This window comes from Lewinella sp. JB7, from assembly GCF_024297185.1.
Taxonomy (GTDB): Bacteria; Bacteroidota; Bacteroidia; order Chitinophagales; family Saprospiraceae; genus Neolewinella.
This window is the reverse complement of the sequence record NZ_JANCTD010000006.1, coordinates 285,663-306,682: the sequence shown is the minus strand read 5'-3', so window position 1 is coordinate 306,682 and position 21,020 is coordinate 285,663. Positions and strand designations below refer to the sequence as shown.

At 60.5% G+C, this 21,020-nt stretch carries 14 protein-coding genes; 4 read left to right on the top strand and 10 right to left on the bottom strand.

Translation table 11 applies throughout. The features are described from left to right. Positions 1–30: 30 nt before the first annotated feature. From recA to NMA52_RS12830, 8 genes are all read right to left on the bottom strand, one after another. Complete coding sequence (gene recA / locus NMA52_RS12865; RefSeq protein WP_254828090.1) at positions 31–1,110, bottom strand: recombinase RecA; 1,080 nt, start codon at positions 1,108–1,110, stop codon at positions 31–33. A gap of 168 nt (positions 1,111–1,278) precedes the next feature. Continuing rightward, on the bottom strand, positions 1,279–1,638 hold the full coding sequence (locus NMA52_RS12860) for a nucleotide pyrophosphohydrolase (protein ID WP_254828089.1): 360 nt from the start codon (positions 1,636–1,638) through the stop codon (positions 1,279–1,281). Positions 1,639–1,709: 71 nt separating this feature from the next. Further along, a complete protein-coding gene (locus NMA52_RS12855) occupies positions 1,710–2,180 on the bottom strand; it encodes a hypothetical protein (protein WP_254828088.1) in 471 nt (156 codons plus the stop codon). Positions 2,181–2,578: 398 nt separating this feature from the next. Beyond that, entirely contained in the window at positions 2,579–2,896 is a 318-nt protein-coding gene (locus tag NMA52_RS12850) for a hypothetical protein (RefSeq protein ID WP_254828087.1), read from the bottom strand. Between the two features lie 80 nt (positions 2,897–2,976). Then, positions 2,977–5,793, bottom strand: a complete 2,817-nt coding sequence (gene polA, locus NMA52_RS12845) for a DNA polymerase I (RefSeq protein WP_254828086.1) — start codon at positions 5,791–5,793, stop codon at positions 2,977–2,979. Between the two features lie 431 nt (positions 5,794–6,224). After that, entirely contained in the window at positions 6,225–7,160 is a 936-nt protein-coding gene (locus tag NMA52_RS12840; protein WP_254828085.1) for a hypothetical protein, read from the bottom strand. 314 nt (positions 7,161–7,474) lie between these two features. Then, on the bottom strand, positions 7,475–8,866 hold the full coding sequence (locus NMA52_RS12835) for a YfcC family protein (RefSeq protein WP_254828084.1): 1,392 nt from the start codon (positions 8,864–8,866) through the stop codon (positions 7,475–7,477). Between the two features lie 82 nt (positions 8,867–8,948). Next, the gene (locus tag NMA52_RS12830) at positions 8,949–10,742 is read right to left on the bottom strand and encodes an ABC transporter ATP-binding protein (protein ID WP_254828083.1); all 1,794 of its coding nucleotides are present in this window, start codon (positions 10,740–10,742) and stop codon (positions 8,949–8,951) included. Between the two features lie 48 nt (positions 10,743–10,790). Between NMA52_RS12830 and NMA52_RS12825 the strand changes: the two genes are divergently transcribed. Next, on the top strand, positions 10,791–12,272 hold the full coding sequence (locus NMA52_RS12825; RefSeq protein ID WP_254828082.1) for a S10 family peptidase: 1,482 nt from the start codon (positions 10,791–10,793) through the stop codon (positions 12,270–12,272). A gap of 57 nt (positions 12,273–12,329) precedes the next feature. Further along, positions 12,330–15,920 (top strand): reprolysin-like metallopeptidase, encoded by a 3,591-nt coding sequence (locus NMA52_RS12820; RefSeq protein WP_254828081.1) that lies wholly within the window; start codon positions 12,330–12,332, stop codon positions 15,918–15,920. Here NMA52_RS12820 and NMA52_RS12815 read toward each other — a convergent pair whose 3' ends face one another. After that, positions 15,921–17,777: a patatin-like phospholipase family protein gene (locus NMA52_RS12815; RefSeq protein WP_254828080.1), complete on the bottom strand. Its 1,857-nt coding sequence runs from the start codon at positions 17,775–17,777 to the stop codon at positions 15,921–15,923. It abuts the gene before it with no gap. A gap of 102 nt (positions 17,778–17,879) precedes the next feature. Here NMA52_RS12815 and NMA52_RS12810 point away from each other — a divergent pair, with 102 nt between their 5' ends. Beyond that, entirely contained in the window at positions 17,880–19,607 is a 1,728-nt protein-coding gene (locus NMA52_RS12810; protein ID WP_254828079.1) for a hypothetical protein, read from the top strand. A 139-nt stretch (positions 19,608–19,746) separates the two neighbouring features. On the opposite strand, the gene NMA52_RS12805 is transcribed toward NMA52_RS12810, so the two are convergent. Beyond that, complete coding sequence (locus NMA52_RS12805; RefSeq protein WP_254828078.1) at positions 19,747–20,040, bottom strand: hypothetical protein; 294 nt, start codon at positions 20,038–20,040, stop codon at positions 19,747–19,749. 240 nt (positions 20,041–20,280) lie between these two features. On the opposite strand from NMA52_RS12805, the gene trmB reads away from it, so the two are divergent. Beyond that, positions 20,281–21,012 (top strand): tRNA (guanosine(46)-N7)-methyltransferase TrmB, encoded by a 732-nt coding sequence (trmB, locus tag NMA52_RS12800; protein ID WP_254828077.1) that lies wholly within the window; start codon positions 20,281–20,283, stop codon positions 21,010–21,012. Positions 21,013–21,020 lie beyond the last annotated feature (8 nt).

Genomic DNA, 21,020 nt, shown 5'->3' with positions numbered 1-21,020 from the left:
ACGGGCGCTCATCATCAAGACCGTTTTATCCTAAGCCTCGGCCGCTTCGGCGTCCGCGGTTTTTCCGCGTCCGTTACGGTTAGCCCGGGCTTCTTCTTCGATGCCCATGAGCTTGGCTTTGATCTTTGCTTCGACCTCATCGGCTACTTCGGGATTGTCGCGCATGAACTGCTTGGCGGCTTCCCGTCCCTGGGCGATCTTGGCCTCATCGTAAGCGTACCAGGCACCGGACTTTTGGATGATGTCCTGGTCAACTCCGAGGTCGACGATCTCACCGTCCTTGGAAATGCCCTCGCCGTACATGATGTCGAACTCCGCGATGCGGAAGGGGGGAGCGAGTTTGTTCTTAGCGACCTTCACCTTGACGTGATTGCCGACGACGTTGCCCTCCTTGTCCTTGATGGCGGCTCCGGTACGGCGGATGTCGATGCGCATCGAAGCGTAAAACTTCAGGGCGTTACCACCGGTGGTCGTTTCGGGGTTGCCGAACATAACGCCGATCTTCTCGCGCAGCTGGTTGATGAAGATGCAGCAGCAGCCGGTCTTGCCGATGGTACCGGTCAGTTTCCGCATGGCCTGCGACATGAGGCGGGCTTGCAGGCCCATCTTGCTGTCGCCCATCTCTCCCTCGATCTCGGCGCGGGGCACCAGAGCGGCTACGGAGTCGACGACGAGAATATCGACGGCACCGGAACGGATGAGGTTCTCGGCGATCTCCAGGGCCTGCTCGCCGTTGTCGGGCTGGGAAATGAGCAGGTTGTCGGTATCGACCCCCAGGCTCTGGGCGTAAAAGCGATCGAAGGCGTGCTCCGCGTCTACGATGGCGGCAATGCCGCCGCGCTTCTGGCACTCCGCAATGGCGTGGATGGCCAGCGTCGTTTTACCGGAAGATTCGGGACCGTAGATCTCAATGATCCGTCCCTTGGGGAAGCCACCGATGCCGAGGGCGACGTCCAGGCCGAGGGACCCGGTCGGGATGGCCTCCACGTTGGCGGCCTGGCTCTCGCCGAGGCGCATGATGGTGCCCTTGCCGTAAGCCTTGTCGAGACGATCGATCGTCATCTGCAAAGCCTTCAGCTTAGCGGCGGTGTCTTTGTTACTATCTGCCATTATCCTGTTTGTTTAAAACTGCTTTTGTTTTGCGACGCTACAAATATAAACATGTTGTTCGGGTCACGCAAGCTTTTTGTGACTTATACCCGAATAAAAGTTAGCTAATTGCATACATAATCGAGTATGTAAATTATTTGCTTACTAAATTTGTTTGAATTTGCTTGTTCAGCTCCCGCGCTCCGCCGGCCCCCTTAATTTTTGGTTGTTGCGGTGGCGGTCCGCGTCGCGTCGGGTCTTCTTCGCCAAGTTTGCCCGGAGGGCATCCGTCAGATTTACGCCGGTTTGGTTAGCCAGGCAGATCAGGACGAAGAGAACGTCGGCCATCTCATCGGCCAGAAGGGCGGGGGCGTCCGCCTCCTCGTCCGGATCTTTGAAGGACTGTTCTCCGTAGATCCGGGCCATGAGTCGCGCCACCTCTCCGGTCTCTTCCGTCAGGATGGCCATGTTCGTAAGCTCGTTGTAGTACCGTACCCCGGTGGTCGTGATCCACGCATCGACGGTGTCCTGGGCTTCCTGGAGGGTCATGGGTAAGGTTTAATGAAACGGGGCACTGAAGTGACTCAGCGCCCCGCTCCGTGGATCTATTGTGGTAAACGTCAGTAGGAGTTCTTCAGCGTAAAGGAGGTTCCGTTCACCTCGACCGCGTCGCCGTTGTGCTTGCCGCGCAGGGCCAGGTAAAGCGGACTGTCGGTGGAGATGCCCCGGTACTTCTTACCGTTCACCTCGAACTCATCGCTGGCCGCGCCCACGAAAAAATTGCCGCGGTCGGTTTCGATGATGTCGCCGAGCTGAATTTCTTCCGTCGGCTCGATTTCGTCCAGGTTCGAAAGCACGTTGATATCGTGCTGCAGTGCCTCGACGACCGAAGCGCGCGCCTCGACGCGGTTGATGGACTGGTCGACCTTGCCGTCCTCGAACATGTTCTGCTCGTTCTCATTCGTGTCCTCCGCCTCGCGCAGATCGGCGCTCTGCATCGACATCATATTCTGGTAGGAATTCTCTTTAATGGTCAGTAACTGGGCGGCGACGGCTTTTTTCGTCTCGGTCTGCTCCTTGGTAAGCTGCATGTGGGTATATTTTGGTTGGTGCCCGACCGCTCCGGCCGTGGCACTCATTGCAACGGATGGAGGGGACGCATGTTTGCCCGGCAGCGGTAGGCCACCGTTGGTGCAACGAACATCTTCGGCTATTTTGCTTTCCATAGAAGGCTGCCGGTCCCCGGTTTGCCACACGGTTCATCACCGATCACCCACTCGGGAGTTTGAAGCTCCGCTGAACATACCATCCCGCGAACCGGGGTCGTAGCTCAGCGTAGCGGCGACTTCTTGCATGTCCTGTCCTTATCGCGGTTGCCGGGCCCCCTCTTCCCGGCAGATACCGCAAAATTTAAGGTCATGTCTTTTGCTGGGTTTTTGGTTAATGTTCGGGCAAGTTGGTTCGTCCAGCTTGCCTTTTTTATTTCCCCTCACCGCTGTTTGGTCACCCACGCGATGTGCTTACGGATACGTTCATCCGCCAGCAGTTTCTCCTTGGTGTTAAAGTCGCGGGCCAGCTCTTTCTCGTCCGGGATCAGTCGGTGAATGCCCCGGTGGCATGCCCGGCACACCAGGATACGTCGGTGCGTCATCTCCTCCTTCGTAAAGCGCTTCTGGAAGTAGGTTTTCCGGTGTACCGCGCGCGGGATCAGGTGGTGCTCCGTGAGGGGTTTGGTGCGGCCACACAATTCGCACTCCCCCACGGGCCCCGTCATCCGCTCCGTATAGTTCTTTCCCTTTCTCGGCATGGCAAGTCGGTTTCCCTTACTTCGGAGTAAGTCGGTTACCGACTATATCGTTCACTCTGCCCGGCTGCGGTAAATCCAGTTTAGTGCGCTTCGAGCCAGTTTTCTCCGACTCCCGTCTCCACTACGATCGGTACGTCCAGATTGGGAATGGCCTCCCGCATCAGCTCTTCGATGAGGGGGGTTACGCGCTCTACCTCCTCCTTTGGCGCGTCGAACACCAGTTCGTCGTGTACCTGCAGGATCATCCGCGTTCTGAATCCCTGCTCCCGTAGTGCCTTGTGGATGCGGATCATGGCCAGCTTGATCATATCGGCGGCCGTGCCCTGGATGGGGGTGTTCATGGCCATGCGCTCGGCATTGGCACGGGCCAGACTGCTCCGGCTGTTAATGTCGCGCAGGCTCCGCTTCCGCCCCAGCAGGGTCGTAACGTAGCCCTCTTCCTTAGCCTGTTCCACGGTACCGCTCATGAATTGCTTCAGGCCGGTGAACCGCTCGTAGTAGTTGGAGATGAGCTTGCTGGCTTCGGCCCGGCTGATTTCCAGCTCCTGCGTCAGCCGCTGGGCGCCGGCCCCGTACAGGATGGCGAAGTTGATCGTCTTGGCCTGGTAACGTTGAATGCGGGTGACCTCCTCGTAGGGAACGTCGAAGATGAGCGCGGCCGTGGCCGTATGGATGTCCTTGCCCGTCCGGAAGGCGTCGAGCATTCCCTCGTCCTGACTCAGGGCGGCAACCAGCCGCAGTTCGATCTGGGAGTAGTCGGAAGCCAGCAGGACGTGCTGCTCGTCGCGGGGGATGAAGGCCTTGCGTATCTCCGCTCCCTCCGGCGTGCGCACGGGAATGTTTTGCAGGTTGGGATTGTTGCTGCTCAGGCGACCCGTAGCGGCAATGGTCTGGTTGAAACTGGAGTGAATACGCCCGTCTACCGGATGCATCAGCTGGGGCAGGGCATCCACGTAGGTGCCCAGTAATTTGCTCAGACTACGGTGCCGCAGGATCGACTTCACGATGGGGAAGTCCACGCTCACTTCGGCCAGCGTGGCCTCGTCGGTCTTAAACTGTCCGGTTTTCGTTTTGCTGCCCTTGTACGGCACGCCCATCCGCCCAAAGAGAATCTCCCCGATCTGTTTGGGCGAGCCGATGTTGAATTCGGACCCGGCCATCTGGTACACCTCGCGCTCGATGGACTGCAGTTCCTCGGTCAGAACCTTGCTGTAGGCCTGTAGAAATTCTCCGTCGACGTTGATGCCCTCCAGCTCGATGTCCCGCAGGACCGGGATCAGGGGCGCCTCCACGGTTTCGTACAGTTCCACGAGATCTTCCTCCTCCAGTTCCGGCCACAGGGCGTGGTAGAGGCGCAGCGTGATGTCGGCATCCTCGCAGGCGTAGTCGACGACCTTTTCCACCGGCACGTCGCGCATGGTCAACTGCTTTTTTCCCTTGCCGATGAGGGATTCGATGGGTACCGGTTTGTAGTTCAGGTACTCCTCGCTGAGGAGGTCCATCTTGTGGCGCTTATCGGGGTGCAGCAGGTAGTGCATCACCATGGTATCGAGCAGTTTCCCCTTCACGGGGGCGCCGTAGCGTTCGAGTACGATCATGTCGTACTTCAGGTTCTGTCCTACCTTCTGGATGCTGTCGTCGGCGAGCACGGGAGCGAACTCGGCAACGATGGCTTCGGCCTGTGCGCGGTCGGCGGGAACGGGCACGTAGTAGGCTTCTCCGCTCTTCCAGGCAAAGGACATGCCCACCAGCTCGGCCACCGTCGGGTCGATGGCGGTCGTTTCCGTGTCGAAGGAAAACAGGGTTTGCCGGGTGAGCTGATCCAGCAGGGCGGCGCGTTCCTCCGGCGTTTCGGCCTTGTGGTAAGCCTGTTCGGTGTTGCCGATGTTTTCGTCGGCCACGGTATGGGCGGGTGGCTCTTTGTAACCTTTTTTGGGCGGGGACGCGGGTGCTGTGTCGGTGGAAGGAGCAAAGAGATCCCCCTGGGCCGATCGCGGCTTCGGTTCTTCCTCTACGCCCAGAATTTCATTGGCGATGCTGCGGAACTCCAGCTCGCGAAACACGTCGGTCAGGTAATCCCGGTCGAAATCCTCGATGATGTAGGCCTCCGGATCGAACTGGATGGGCACTTCGATATCGATCGTTGCCAGCCGCTTGCTGAGGATGGCCTGCTCACGGAACTCCCGTAGTCGCTCCTGATTCTTGCCCCGGATCTTGTCGGTGTTGTCGAGCAGGGCTTCCATGCTGCCGAACTGCTCGATGAATTTCTGGGCGGTTTTCGGCCCGATGCCGGGGACGCCGGGAATGTTATCGACCGAATCGCCCATCAGGCCCAGCATGTCGATCACCTGCAGAGGATGGGTGATGCCCCACTTTTTCTTAATGTCGTCTACGCCCAGAATCTCTACGCCGTTGCCCATCCGGCTGGGCTTGTACATCAGGATCTTCTCCTCGACCAGTTGGCCGTAGTCCTTGTCGGGGGTCACCATATACACTTCGTACCCCTGGCGGGCGGCCTGTTTGGCTAGGGTGCCGATCACGTCATCCGCCTCGAAGTTGGGCACGATAATGATCGGGATTTTGAAGGCCTGCAGGATCTGGTGCACGTAGGGAAAGGCAATGCCGATGTCCTCGGGTTGTTCCTCCCGGTTGGCTTTGTAGTCGGCCGCCAGCTCGTTGCGGAAAGTGGGCCCCTCCGGATCGAAAACGACCGCCAGGTGGGTGGGTTGCTGGTTCTTCATCAGGTCCCACAGCGTCCGGGTGAATCCGTGCATGGCCGAAGTGTTCACCCCCTTGGAATTGATCAGCGGCCGGTTGATGAAGGCAAAGTGCGCGCGGTACACCAGGGCATGGCCGTCGAGCAGGAATAGACGTTTGTCGGTAGCGGGATTGGGCATGGGGCGAAGATAGGGCAGCACAGGGTGAAACCCTATGCTGCCGAAGGACGACCCCTCCGGGGTCGATTTATGTATTCCCCCGCCGACCCCGGAGGGGTCGTCCTTCCTCAGCGAAGGGTGAAACCCTTCGCGGACAAAGCGGCTCCTATCCGGTGATCTCGTACCAAAGACGTTTCCCCACCAACCCCGGAGGGGTCGTCCTTCCTCAGCGAAGGGTAAAACCCTTCGCGGACAAAGCGGCTCCTATCCGGTGATCTCGTACCAAAGACGTTTCCCCACCGAGCCCGGAGGAGTCGTCCTCCCTCAGCGAAGGGTTTTACCCTTCGCTGACTGGTTGTTTTTAGCTCCCGCGTCCCCGCCCAATCCTACCCAAAAAGAAAGAAGACCCCGCCCTTACGGACGGAGTCTTCTTTTTAGGGGCTGTAGCTTCCTTAGTTGTTGGGCCAGCTGCCCCAGTTGCTGCAGTGACCGCCGTTGTCGGTACCGTCGATCTCGGTCTGGAGACCGGAGTAGGTTGCGTTCATGACGGCGCGGGGGGAGAAGTGCACCTTGCCGTTCTTGTTGGTGCGGAAGGCCTTGCCGAAGTGACCCTGGCTCAGACCGTGTCCGGCTTCGTGAAGGGAAACGGTTTCGATGTCGATGCCCGATCCGTCGCTCCAGTTGAAGCGGTCGTTGTAGTAGATCTCGCGCCAGGCAACGTCGCCCTTACCGTCATTGTCCTCATCCAGAATGTTGCCGTTATTGTCGATAAATACGAGCGTGAAGGTGACGCCCAGGATCGAACGGCTGCCGTTGGGGGCAATGCGATCGAAGAACTGAGCGGGCATCCAGCCGTTGTGTACCACGTCGGCGACGTAGTCCAGGCTACCACCGAAACCGAAGAGGAAGCTGTAAAAGCCGGTCGCGCGGCCGTTGTTCGGAACCCGGAACATGCTCAGATCGGAGCAGGTTACGTCATTCCAGGTGTCCATCGAGCGTACAATGGCATCGGTGCTGACCTCTACGGGTACGTCGTCGGAGGGGCGGGTCTCGTCTACGTAGTAGGAGATGGCGTCCGTACCGTCGATCGACTGACCGGGGACGAAGTCGAAGCTCAATTGCTTGTTGCCGCGATTGTTGAAGAATACGGTGTTACCCATCTCATCGCTGTCGGCGGCCGTGATGTATTCAGCCATGGCAACGGTGACCGAGCGTCCGTCGGCGCTCTTACCGAGAGTAGCGGTACCGCCCTTAGCGGCTGGAAGATCGAGGAAACGCGGAGCGGCGGTCTCGATCTCCATGACTTCCGTGGTGGTTTCCTGCTCACACGAGAACACAAGCAGGGATAGGGGCAGCAGGGCGGCTGCTCGCAAGGAGAAAACTCTCATAAATAGGATTGGTATAGTCGTTAAAAAAATGTGAGAGACGTGAGTGGCTGATACCCCAAAATTAGCTTTAGGAATACCAACCGTTCGGCTCCACCGATGATTAGGGGAGACCAAGCTAAGAAAAAACCTCCGAACACTAAAGTTCGCAAGGCAAGAAAGCGTCGCCCCGGAGGGGAATCAGATCACGCAATAGCGTGTAAGTAATCGGGGCAATAGTCCTAATCCTAACTGATCCCGTAGGGCGTTGCACTCCACCAGAACGCGGCGAAATGAATTCATATTTGGCTGTTAAGGAAATTAAGAACCTTTCTTTCTTACTGGTAACCGACGGCCACCGCCGATAGCAGGCCGAGCCAGGCCCACGCCAGGATCACTCCCGTCAGCGGCAGCACGAAGCGTAGCCAGCGATCGAAGGGTACCCGGCAAATGCCCAGCATGGCCACTAGGCCGCCCAGGGAAGGGTTGAACAGATTGGTCACCCCGTCACCAATCTGAAAGGCCAGAATGGAGATCTGCGGACTCAGCTCCAGGGCCCGACCGAGGGGGATCATGACCGGCAGGGTGGCCAACGCTTGTCCGCTGCCGCTGGGGATGAGTAGGTTAATGCCACTCTGCCCGATCGACATTCCCACGGCGGAAGCATAGGTCGGCAGACCATCGAGTAACTGCGCCAACCCGTAGCTGATCGTATCCTGAATCTGGCCCTGCTCCATAATCACCTTCACGGTGGCCGCCATCCCGATGATAAAGGTAGCCGGGGCCATCTCCGCTACCGCCCGCATGGCCGCATCCGTAAAGGCCCGGGCGGTAAGCCCACTCGTAATCGCGCAGACGACGGTGACGACCAAAAACACCGCCGATATTTCGTTGATGCCGAAACCCCAGCGGAAGACGCCGTACAGCACGATCCCGAGTCCCATCAGGAATACCCCGAGCAGCCACCAGTTGCGCTTACTGATCCGGTATTCCGCCAGCGGTTTGGAGAGCGCCAGTCCGGAACTGTCCAGGCCGATTCCGATCCCCGATTCCGGATCCGTCCGCAACCGCCGGTAGTACCGAACATTGTAGTACGCCGTGATCGCCAGCGCTCCGGCACATAGTACGCTCCGCAACCACCATCCGCTGAATAAGGGCAAACCGGCAATTTCGTGGCCGATACCAACGGTATAAGGATTGATGGGCGAAAGACCGAAGGCCACCGTCATGCCTCCGAGACTTACGCCCGCGGCCAGGACCAGGTCGCCTCCCAGCGCCAGGACGACGACCACCGCAATCGGCACGGTCGCGATGTTGTTTTCGTAGCCGACCAATACCCCTAACATTCCGTAAACCAGGGTGAGTAAGACGATTATGAGTTCCGCACGCCGGGTACCCATGCGATAGACAAGGCGTCCGACGGCATTCTCAATCGTCTGCGTGCGCTCCAGTACGGAGAACATGAGCGCGCTCGCCAAACAAATGAAAATAACGGGCGTGGCCAGACGATACCCCTCCGGGAAGGCGCGGAACAAGTCGAAAAAACCTACCGGGGTGGGGGAGACCTCCGCGTAGCTGTCCGGAACGACCCGTGCCCGCCCGTCCACCACCACCCGTTCGTACAGTCCGGCGGGCAGCAGATAGGTCATGACCGTCACGGCGACGATGATCAGGAATAGCATGACCAGGGGCGGGGGAATACTGGCGTACCAGGGGCGGGGTTGGGGCATAGGCCAAAGATATGTAGCGACGGCTTCAGCCCTTATGCCGACATTATACGTAGCTCAGGCGGCATGTCGACTGAAGCCGACGCTAGCCGGCCGCCTGCTGCTCCCACAGCATCCGAAACGTCCCGCTGGCCCCCAGCAGCTCCTCCAGCGTGCCCTCGTGGACTACCCGCCCGCCTTCGAGGTAATAGATGTAGTCGAACTCCCGCAGCAAGTGTAGACGGTGCAGGGTGGAGACGATCGTCTTATCCGGGAAAGCGGCGAAGAGCCGCTGGTACACCAGGGTTTCGGAGTGGGGGTCGAGACTGCTGGTCGGCTCATCCAACAACAGGAGGGTAGAAGTATCGGCCGCTAATAATCCCCGGGCGATGCTAAGCCGTTGCCGCTGCCCACCGCTAAGGTTGGCGCCGCCTTCGGAGAGGTGAGTATCGAGACCGTGCTCGGCCTTGGCTACCACGTCCTCCATGGCGGCCAGGTGCAGCGCCTTATCAATGGCGGCCGGCTTTCGGGGTAGACCCATGGTAAGGTTCTGCAGGATGCTATCCTCGAAGATCTCGGGGCTCTGGGGAATGAGGGTTGTCTGCTCATACAATTGGGCGGCGGAGTCGACTGGTTGCCCGTCGAAGCGTACCGTGATCGAATCCGGAGGGTAAAGACCACGCAGGTTGTAGAGTAGGGTAGTCTTGCCGCTGCCACTGGGTCCGATAAACGCGATGCGTTGCCCGCGGCCGAGGGTAATGCTCACGTCGGTGAGGCCCCGGGCGTCTTCGCTCTCCCGGTCGTACGTGAAGTGGAGGTTGTCGATACCGATGGTCTGCCAACCCTTGTTCACCTTAGCACCGGCGGGCAGTTCGGGGCGCGACCGGCTGCGGTAGGCTTCCGTGATGGGGTCGATGGCGGCCAGGTCCGCCCGCAGCCGAATGACGGTATTGTACTGCCCGGTGAGGGCGTTGAACATGTTTGTGAACTGGGTGACGTAACCGATCAGGGTCACCAGCCCGCCTACCAGAAATACCCTCCCGGGCACGTAGTTCTGGTATACGTAGCCCACCACGATGGTCACGTACATCAGTCCGATGAGCACGCCGGTAGTAAACCACTTCTGCTCGTTGAGTTGAGTATTCCGCAGAAACGGTGGCCATACCGCGGCGATGCGCTTGTCAATCCGTTTGAGCGTCTGCTTGCCGAGCCGTAGGGTGGTGACGGTGATGATGTTGCCGAGATTGTCGGTAAGGCCGGCCAGCAGGTCATTCTCCCGCTCGTTGGTTTCTTTCGTGACCGCGATGATGGGGCGGTCGAATGCCAGTACCGCCAGCACGATCAGTATCCCCGTGGCTCCCGCGACCCCGCCGAAAACGGCGCTGAAGTAGATGATGGCCACGATGGAAAAGAACATGCGCACCAGGGTCTGGAAGTACACGAACCCGTCGTCGAAGAAGGTCTTGAGCGCCTCGTAGGCCTTGCGCGTCCGGTTAATGGTATCCCCGCTGTGGTGCCGCCGGTGCCATTCCAGGGGTAGGTGCACCACGCGGTCGTAGGTTTCGGTGAGCAGGCGACGGCTGATCTCGTAGGCCATGCGCCGCTCCATCAGGCGGGCGGGCCACTGAAAGGCCCAGAATCCCAGAATGGTGGCCAGGTATGCCCCACCGTAGATCCAGGCCGCGGTGATGAGGTCGCCCCGCCCCTCCTGGAGGTAGTTGATGAAGTAGCCGAAAATGATGGGCTGCAGGGAGACGATGAGGTTCACGCAGGTGAACATGGCGTAGATCAGTACGTACCGCCCCCGCATCCCCCGGGCGTAGTGCCAGGACGTGCTCAACAGGTGCTGGTAGGGGTTGCTGGAGAAGAACTCAGCCCACTGCCGCAGGGTGCCTTTCAACTTTTCGATACTTTTAGCCCGTTAGATCCATCACAAAGCTATACCATAATGTCGCGTTACTTGCTCGCCGGGCTGTGCCTTTTGTTTCTCCTGCCGCTCTCCGGACAGGAGCATAGCCGGAAACTCCCCCTCGATACCGCCATCTTTTCCAACCATACCGTCACCATCGGCGGACAGCGCGTCCCCTACCGCGTTGAGACCGGCGTACAGCCCGTTTACGACGACAAGGACAAGGTAACCGCCGGCCTGCACTACACCTACTACCGGCGCACGGACGGCGATGACCCCAACCGTCCGCTCCTCATCAGTTTCAACGGCGGGCCGGGATCGGCCTCCGTATGGATGCATCTGGCCTACACCGGCCCCAAGGTGCTCAACATCGACGAGGAAGGCTACCCCGTACAGCCCTACGGCGTGAGCGATAACCCCTTCTCGGTTCTCGACGTCACCGACATCGTATTCGTCAACCCCGTCAATACCGGCTTCAGCCGCATGGTGGAGGGCGCGGACCGGGAACAGTTCTTCGGCGTCAATCAGGACATCGAATACCTGGCCGACTGGGTCAGCAACTGGGTCAGCCGCCACGATCGCTGGCGCTCCCCCAAATTCCTGATCGGCGAGAGCTACGGCACCACCCGCGTTTCCGGCCTCGCTCTCGAACTGCAGAACGCCCGCTGGATGTACCTCAACGGGGTGATCCTGGTATCGCCCACCGACATCGGCATCGAACGCGACGGCATCGTGAAGGCCGCCAACCGCTTGCCCTACTTCGCCGCGGCGGCCTGGTACCATAATCGCCTGCCACCCGCCCAGCAGGGACAAGAGCTGGAAGTGCTGCTGGAAGAGGTGGAAGCCTACACCCGCGACGAACTGCTCCCCGCCCTGGCCGCCGGTATGAGCCTCGATGAGGAGCGCAAACGCGAAATCGCCTATACCCTCACCCGCTACTCCGGCCTCGACCCCCAGGAATGGATCGATAACAACCTGATGATCTCGACCAGCTACTTCTGGAAGAACCTGCTCCGCGGAGAGGATGCGGGCAATTACACGGTCGGTCGCCTCGACAGCCGTTACCGGGGCATCGATGCGATGGCCGCCGGCGACTCGCCCGACTACAACAGCGAACTCACGAGCTGGCTGCACTCCTTCACCCCGGCCATCAATTACTATCTCCGCGAGGAACTGGGCTTCCGCACCGATCTGCAGTACAACATGTTCGGACCCGTCCACCCCTGGGATCGCTCCGGCGACCGCACCGGCCCCAACCTCCGCCAGGCCATGGCACAAAATCCCTACCTCAACGTGATGATCCAGTCGGGCTACTTCGACGGCGCCACCAATTACTACGACGCCAAGTATAACCTCTGGCACCTCGATCCCAGTGGGCGCATGCGGGATCGGCTGAGTTTCAAGGGTTACTTCAGCGGACATATGATGTACCTGCGTCGCGCCGACCTGGAAGCCGCGAACGACGACCTGCGCACCTTCATCCGCGACGCCTTGCCCGGAGAAAAACCCGCCCGGTACTGACCGGCGACATTCGGGGCGGGCGGGCGGTTTTACCTTTAGCACCCACAACCGCCCCGTATGCCGCTTTTTTTACTCCTGGGCCTCCTGCTGACGGGGGCAAATGTTTGGTCTCAGTCCGCCTTCACTTTCCAGCCCCTCACGTCGTCCACTCCGGTGGAGGTGCAGGGGACGTACGTGGAGACGCGTCTCGACCTGGGGCATTTCCGCCGGCAACTCCACGCCAAGAAGTTGACGGTCGAGCTTCCGCTTCCGAACGGGAAGTACGCTACCTTCCGGGCGGTAAGCGATCCCGTATTCGCGCCCGAACTGGCACGCCGGTACCCGAGCATCGGCAGCTACCGGGTAGAGGGAGAATGGGGTGCCGGACGGATCGCCGTGTCCCACCGGGGCGTGGATGCCCTCCTGCGCGGACCCCGGGGCACCTTTGCCATACAGCCGGCGGAGGCGGGTAAGGGCCTTCATCTCGTATTTTATTCCGCCGAGTACGCCGGGGCGGAAGACAGCGCCCCGCTCGCTTGTGGCTACAATCCCGCCGACCCCCTCAACTACGTAAAGCCAGATAAGCTGGGCGGGGCCGCGGGAGCCGCATTTACTCCCAAAAGCTATGCCGCCGCCCGCGAACTCCGCCAGTACGATCTGGCCCTCACCAATACCGGAGAATTCGCCCGGCGGGTGGGCGGCACGAAGGAGGACGTGCTGGCGGCCTTCAACACCGCCGTAAGCACCATCAACGCCATCTTCGAGCGGGAGGTCGGCGTGCGCATGAACCTGCTCGCCGTTTCCGAACAACTCATTTTCCTCGATCCCGCCACCGACCCCTTTACCGATTCGGACGAGGGCGGCGGCCTGCTGGAGCAGGTGATCGAAGCCTTCCGGATGAACGACATTCCCTCTACGGCCTACGATCTGGGCCACGTGCTTACCTCCAGCTGCATCGACGTGGGCGGGGTGGTGAGCGGACTGGCCTGCAGCGGCAGCAAAACCCGGGGCGTGACCTGCTTGCAGGGCACCAACGTCGCCCGCACCGCCGAACGGATCATGGCCCACGAGATCGCCCACCAGTTCGCGGTTTCCCACACCTTCAACAACTGCCCGGGCGCTCAGGAGCAACGGGCCGGCAATACCGCCTACGAACCCGGCGCCGGCACCACGATCATGTCCTACGGCGGTGCCTGCGGCAGTCAGAACATCGGCCCGGTGGATCCCTACTACCACACCGCCAGCCTGCAACAATTCCTGTATACGACGCGGCAGGGCGTCGCCAGTTCCTGCGCCACCGTGATCGAAACGGAGAACGTGACGCCCGCCGTCCGGCTGGACTACGCCGACGAATTTTACATCCCCCGCAGCACTCCCTTCCGGCTTACGGGGACGGCCACCGACGCCAACGACCCGGCGGAGCAGCTGACCTACAACTGGGAACAGTACGACCTGGGGCCCGCTTCGGACATCAATGATCCGGAGGGCACCGCCCCCCTGTTCCGTTCCGTACCGCCCACCGCGGACGGCCACACCCGGTACTTTCCCCGTGTCGACCGGGTAGCCAATAAGATCAGCTCCAACGACGAAGTACTGCCCGACTATGCCCGCGATATGACCTTTCGGCTCACGGCCCGCGACAATAACGAAGCAGCGGGCGGAGTGGACTGGGCCACGGTCAGTTTCGCCGTCGCGGCCGCGGGTCCCTTCACCGTCCGCGATCCGGAACTCACCGATGGGGAGCCGTGGCGGGTAGGGGAGTACCGGGAGGTCACCTGGGACGTCGCCGGCACCGATACCTTTCCCATTTTCGCCCGCCGTGTCAACGTTTTGCTGTCCGGAGACGGTGGACTCACCTTTACCCAGGTGCTGGCGGCGAACGTAGCCAATACCGGCAGCGCCTTCGTGACCGTCCCCGACACGCTGGGCACGGCCATGCGCCTGGTCGTGGAAGCGGCCGATAATATCTTCTACAACATGAACGGGGAAGACTTCACCATTGCCGCCGCCACGCAGCCCACATACACCCTGGATTCCGATCTGCGGTACCGGAATGTTTGCCTGCCCGCCACGGTGACGGCAACCTTCACGGCCGGTGGCGTCCTCGGTTATAACGAGCCGATCGGCCTTACCCTCGATACCGCCGGACTGGCCTCCGGACTCGTGGCTTCCCTCGAGCGTACGCAACTTCTGCCCGGCCAAACGACCACGCTTACGCTCGATCTGGAGCGGGTATCGACCACCGGGCGCCTTGTCGTCCCCCTGATCGTAAGGGCTTCCGGCACCGCGGACACCCGCCGGGAAATCGTCCTCGACGTCGTAGCTAATGACTTCTCCGATCTGCAACTGGTCGGGCCCGCCGAGGGAGAAGCGGACATCATACTGACCACCGACTTCGACTGGACGCCTTCCGGCAACGCGGTGACCTACGACCTCCAGATCGCCACCTCACCCTCCTTCGCGCCGGCCACCGTGGTCGCGTCCGCCACCGGACTGACGGAGACCGAATTTACTCCCGAGGACTTCTTCCCGGCCAATACCCTGCACTTCTGGCGCGTCCGGCCGGTCAACTCCTGCGGTCCCGGCCCGTGGACGGAGACGGCCTCCTTCCGCACGGTCAGTAGCCGCTGCGACGTGCTCAACAGCAGCGATACCCCGATCAGCCTGCCCGGATCGGGAGGGGCCTTTACGCGGGAATCTAAACTCTTCGTGGAACGACGGGGCAGCATCAACGACCTGAACCTGCCCAACGTGACGGTCAACTACCAGTTTGCTTCCCGGGTATCCCTCAGCCTGACGAGCCCCGCCGGCACGACCGTTAAGCTGTACTCCGAAAAGTGCTTCAGTACTAATTCGATCAACCTCGGATTTGACGATGACGCTCCGGCGGAAGTAGTCTGCCCCCCCGACGATAAGCGCGTGTTCCGACCCGAGGGTCAACTGGAAGATTTTAATGGAGAAGACACCTACGGCGAGTGGGTACTCACCGTCGCGGTCAGTGAAACGAATGGCGCAGCCGGTCAGATCGTCAGTTGGAGCGTAGAGTTCTGTTCCGATGCCGCCGCCGTCCCTACCCGCACACTGGTCAACACGGCCACCGAAGTGCAACCCCTCGGTCGCAACGCCGTTCTGCGCGGTGAACTCGAAGTAAGCAGTGAAGGACGGCCCGCCGCGGAGACTTACTTCATCCTCACCCGCGGCCCGGCGCTCGGTCACCTCGAACTGGCCGGACGGATGCTCGCCGTCGGCGACACGTTTACCCAGGCCGATATCAACGCCACCCGACTCGTCTACGAAAATACGGACACCACCTCCCGCAACGACGACTTCGGCTTCGTGGTCACGACGGCCGCCGGCGGGTACCTTCCCACGGAATACCACGAAATTCTTATTACCCCCGATGCCATCAGTCCCGTACGTGGGCCGAGTCCGCTCGAGGCCAGCCTGAGCGTGTTTCCCAATCCTACCGCAGGCGACTGGCAGCTACGCTGGTCGGCACCCGGCAACCGGGATATTTCGGTAGAGCTCTACGATCTCACGGGGCGCCGCTGGATGCACCAACGGCTTCCCGTTTCCCTGGGCACGACGGTGGTGCGGGCCGGCGACCTGCCCGCCGGGGTGTATCTCCTGCGCGTCGACGGAGCCGTTCGCCGCGTCGTGCGTCGGTGATCAGACCATGAGCTCCCGCGCCCGGGCGTAGATCGCGTCGACCACCTCGGCAATGAAGTCACCGTGCAGGATGGTGTACCGGTCGGGGTGGTTCACGACGTTCGCGGGAAGGGGGCGGCCGTACCGCTTTTCCAGGGCCTCGCGTTTGTGGGCGTAGAACAGGACGGGTACTTCCCGGAGTACCGGATCGAAGGCGAGCATCGCCGCGAAATCTAGGCCCCGGGTGCTTTCGCTGCCCTCGGTTTCGTCGCGAGTCACGTCGCTGATGATCAGATCGATACGGTCGTCGGGGTCGTGACTGGCCTTATTGTTACTCATCAACAGCTGGTGGGCCTCGTCGCTCGTCCGCATGGTGTAGCAGTACGTATGCAGCCGGTCCAGAATGGCCATTGGGAGGGGGTAGGTGAGGCTGTCGTCGATCCAGAGGATGTTGTAGGGCTTTTCGCGCTCCTTCAGGAAGGAGATCTTGCGCTTGATCTCTTCGTTGTCGCGGATGCCGAAGGCCTCCAGGGTGCGGTCCAGGTCCTTGACGTCACTGAGTTCCCAGAGGACGGGCTTGATGCGCTGCAGGAGGTTGGTCTTGATGTTGGACTTGTATTCGAGCCAGTTAAAGCGCCGCAGGAAGCTGGCGGCCGCCTCGGCCCCCCGGCGGAACAGCCGCATCTTGTCGGCGTCGGTGATGTTGAAATTGATCCAGCTGAAGCCTTCGACGTCGATGTACTCCACCAGGTCCTTGTACTCCGGGTTGTTGCGGATGAATTCCAGATCGCGCAGGTTCCGTACGCCTTCCTGCATGCTGCCGAGAAACTGGCCGAGCGAGGTGATCTTGCTGGCATGCTTGCGGTCGACGCCCAGTTTTACGCCGATGGTCGGGCGTTGGGGCACGGTGTCGGCTTCGTGGAACAGATCGATGGGGAAGTTCGACATCACGCCGCCGTCCACGAAGAGGATCTCTTCGGGCAATTCTCCGGTGTAGCCCGCCAACTTCCGCCACTGCCGGCGGACTTCTTCCTCCTTGCCCTCGGTCCACCGTAGCGACACCCGTTTGGGGGTAAAGAAGAAAGGGATCGACATGGATGCCCGCACGAAACAGGCCGGGTTCTGGGCCGCCGGGTGTTCGTAGTAAAGGTGGGCCATTCGCGGAAATTCCACCTTCGTTTGGGTCGTAATGTCCGCGGCTACGATGGCGATCTTGGGCTGCAGCTCCGCTACCCCGACCGGGTGCCGCTTGTTGCCGAAGTCGGAAACGTGCATCAGATCGTCGGGTAGGGTGCGTAAGTTATCGCTTAGTGCCTGCCAGTTCTGGTTGTTGAGCAAACCGGACAACCAGTCCTCGAAGTGATCGCCGGGGTTAATGCCGAAGTCGTTAAAGATCTCGGGCAGATTGCCGGACGCCAAAAGTAGGGAGGGCAGTTTGGACATTACGTCGATGCCTTCCCCGAAGCGGATGCCCGACTGGATGAGTTCGGTCAGCTTGCGCGCATCGCTCCCGCCGTCCACGAAGTCGCTGAAGCGTTTGCGGGTGATCCGGTCCAGGATATGGGCGCTCTTCTTTTCCTCCGGAGTCCCTGCGTCGGCCATCAGCAGGGTGTTGATCGAGCCCGCGCTGGTACCGCCGAGACTGAGAAACCGTATACCCATCTCCTCCAGCACATAGGTAAAACCGACCAGGGCAATGCCTAGTACCCCTCCGCCCTCCTGCACCAGATTGACGTACTGTAGGGTTTCCGGTCGGCCGTCGACCTCGGTTTCCTGAAGGATGTCGGAGAAGCGGAAGCGGTCACCGCACTTTTCCCGGTAGGCGCGCAGGTCTTCCAGAATGTCAAAAACGGCTTGTTCGTAGTCTTCGGTGTGCATAATGGATTTGTGATCGTCGGTGTTTTCCCCTAATTTATAGGTAATCACCCAATTGGGACGGCAGGACTAACCGGCGGGGACGCGGGAGCAAAAGAATACACCATGAACCAACCTATGTACATTATGCTGGTGGGCACCCTCGTGTTACTTGCGGCCTGCAACCAGCGCAACCAGCCAAGCCAACCATTTACCGCCGTTACCGAAGTGCCTACGCGCTGCGCGCCGGCTACCGATGACCGCGCGTGGTACGCGGAAGACCAAACGGCCCCCCTCTTCGATCAACTGGGCAACCTGGAATTTCCCGTTACGGTCAAGGACTCCCTGACCCAACGGTACATAAATCAGGGATTGACGCTCGCCTACGGCTTCAACCACGCCGAGGCCGCCCGGTCCTTCCACTACGCCACCCGGCTGGAGCCCGATTGTCCGATGGCCCACTGGGGGTTTGCCTACGTGCTGGGTCCCAACTACAATGCGGGCATGGGTCCGGACGAATACCCCCGCGCCTACGCGGCGGTACAGCGGGCCGCCCAGCTGGCCGAAACAACGGGGACGCCCCGGGAGAAAGCTTTGATCGCGGCACTCAGCAAACGGTACACGGCCGAAGCGCCGGAAGACCGCAGCCACCTCGATGAGGCCTACGCCGAAGCCATGCGTGGAGTATACGCCGACTATCCCGACGACCCGGACGTCGGTACGCTCTTCGTGGAATCCCTGATGGACCTCCACCCCTGGGACCTCTGGGACTCTACCGGGCAGTCGCGCCCCTGGACGCCCGAGATCCTGAGCAACCTCGACCGGGTACTGGAGCGCTACCCGGATCACTCCGGCGCCAACCACCTGTACATCCACGCCATCGAAGCTTCCCGTACTCCGGAAAAGGGCCTCGCCAGCGCGCGACGGCTGGACGGTGGCCTCGTACCGGGTTCCGGACATCTGGTCCACATGCCTTCCCACATCTATATCCGTACCGGGGACTACCACGAGGGTTCCCTGGCCAACATTGCCGCCGTGCGGGTAGACAGCAGCTACATCACCGCCTGTCGGGCACAGGGAGCGTATCCGCTCATGTACCACCCGCACAACTATCACTTTCTGGCCGCTACCGCTACCCTGGAGGGTAAAAGCGAGTGGGCCCTGGACGCCGCCCAGCGGACGGCCCGCCACGCGGATAACGATCTGATCGCGGTCCCCGCACTCGGGCTGCTGCAACATTTTTACACCATTCCCGACTACGTACGGGTCAAATTCGGGCGGTGGAACGACATCCTGCAGGCCATCGACGGGCGTCGTGATTTGCCGTACCCGAAGATCATCCGGAGCTACGCCCGGGGTATGGCATACCTCGGTAAGGAGGATCTCCCGCGTGCAAGGGAGGAGTTGCTGCAACTTCGCTCCTTTGCCGCCGATCCGGCCGTAGACTCGCTGATGATCGGGGTCAATTCCGCCCGCGCGGTATCCGGGATCGCCGAGGGAGTACTGGCCGGGGAGATTGCCGCCTCCGAGGAGCGCTACGCGGATGCGATCCGACTGCTCCGGGAGGCGGTAGCCGCCGAGGATGCACTGGCCTACATCGAGCCGCCCGATTGGTTCTTCTCGGTGCGCCACCACCTGGGGGCGGTACTGCTGGAGTCCGGACAATTTGCCGAAGCCGCGGAAGTATACCGGCAGGATCTGCTGACTTACCCCAAAAATGGGTGGGCCCTGCACGGGCTGCGTACCGCGTACCGGGAGTTGGGGGACCGGGCCAGGGAGGCCGACGTAGCCGGCCAACTGGACATAGCGTGGGCGGAAGCCGACATTGACCTGACGACATCCCGTATTAAGTAAGGGTGGTTGCCGCAGGACACGGCATTCCTGATGTACCCCAAAGGAAGAAGTACTCCTTCGGCTACACGTGAAGGTTAGGGGTCACCACCAATGTTCCGGTCAACCTGACGACGCGGCACCTGCGCCCCGCCGCCCCCGTTCAGTACGATAGGCGGTCGTGGCGAAGCCGCATTTCCCGCTCAAGGAAGTAGCGCCAACCCACCAGAATGAGGAAGTTGAAGCAGTGGAGCGGTAGGGTGATCAGCAGGGTCCAACGGATCCAGGCATGATCCCACAGCAGGAAATAGATGGCGGCAACGCACAACGTCCGGAGGACGAACAACGCATACTTCCGGTACCGGTAGGCCGGGGAAAGCATGGGGTGATCACCCGACGCCCAGGGCGCGCGGACAAAGCGTTGGCTATGATCGTGGAGGTTTGTATCTGGGTTCAAGACGAGAGAGCTAGAAAGCGTGTAAAAATGCGTGCAAAACAATAGGGTAGTAAAATCTGACCGAATATCGGGGTATTTCTGGAATAATCTTCGGTTTTTAACATTTAATGTTCGTCCACCTACATTGGTTGCCGGTAAAGTTGGGTAAATAATACTCAAGTTTACCGGTTATGCCAGGCGGGGCGGGGCGGTGGCTAAGGAACGATCGCCCTATCTTCGCCGCCGCTAAGCACCGATAATATGGCCGGCCGGAACAAGCTGCAGAAATTCGCCGAGAACCTCACTTTCCCCAACGTTTACGAAAGTTTCGAGCCCACTAAGCCGGAACTGACCGGACTAAACGGCGCCCTCGTAGACCTGCGGGGGCGGTGGGCCGACGAACACTTCCGCAACGATCACCCCATCACGCTGGAACTTGCCTGCGGCCGGGGAGAGTACACCCTGGACCTGGCCCGTCAGTACCCTGACCGTAATTTCATCGGCGTCGACGTCAAGGGCGCCCGCATCTGGAAGGGAGCTAAAACCGCCCTGGCCGAAGGATTGGGCAATGCCGCCTTCCTGCGTACCCGGATCGAAGTGATCAGTCATTTCTTCGCGCCCGGGGAGATCAGTGAGATCTGGATCACCTTTCCCGATCCTTTCCTCAAGAAGGGAAAGGAAAATCGCCGCCTGACCGCCCCCCAGTTCCTGCAACAGTACCGGCGTATTCTGTCGCCCGGCGGGCTCGTACACCTCAAGACCGACAGTCGCGAGCTCTACGACTGGACCCTGGAAACCTTTGCCGAGCAGCCGGCCGTGGAAATTCTGTACCACGATCACGACATCGATGCCCGCCCCTATCCGCTTCCGGAACTAGCTACCCGCACCTATTACGAAAAGATGCACCGAAACCTGGGCAAAACGATTACCTACACCCGCTTTCGCATCTGCGATGGGCAGATCTTCGGGGACAAGGGCATGCCGGTGAAGTAGTCCATCCG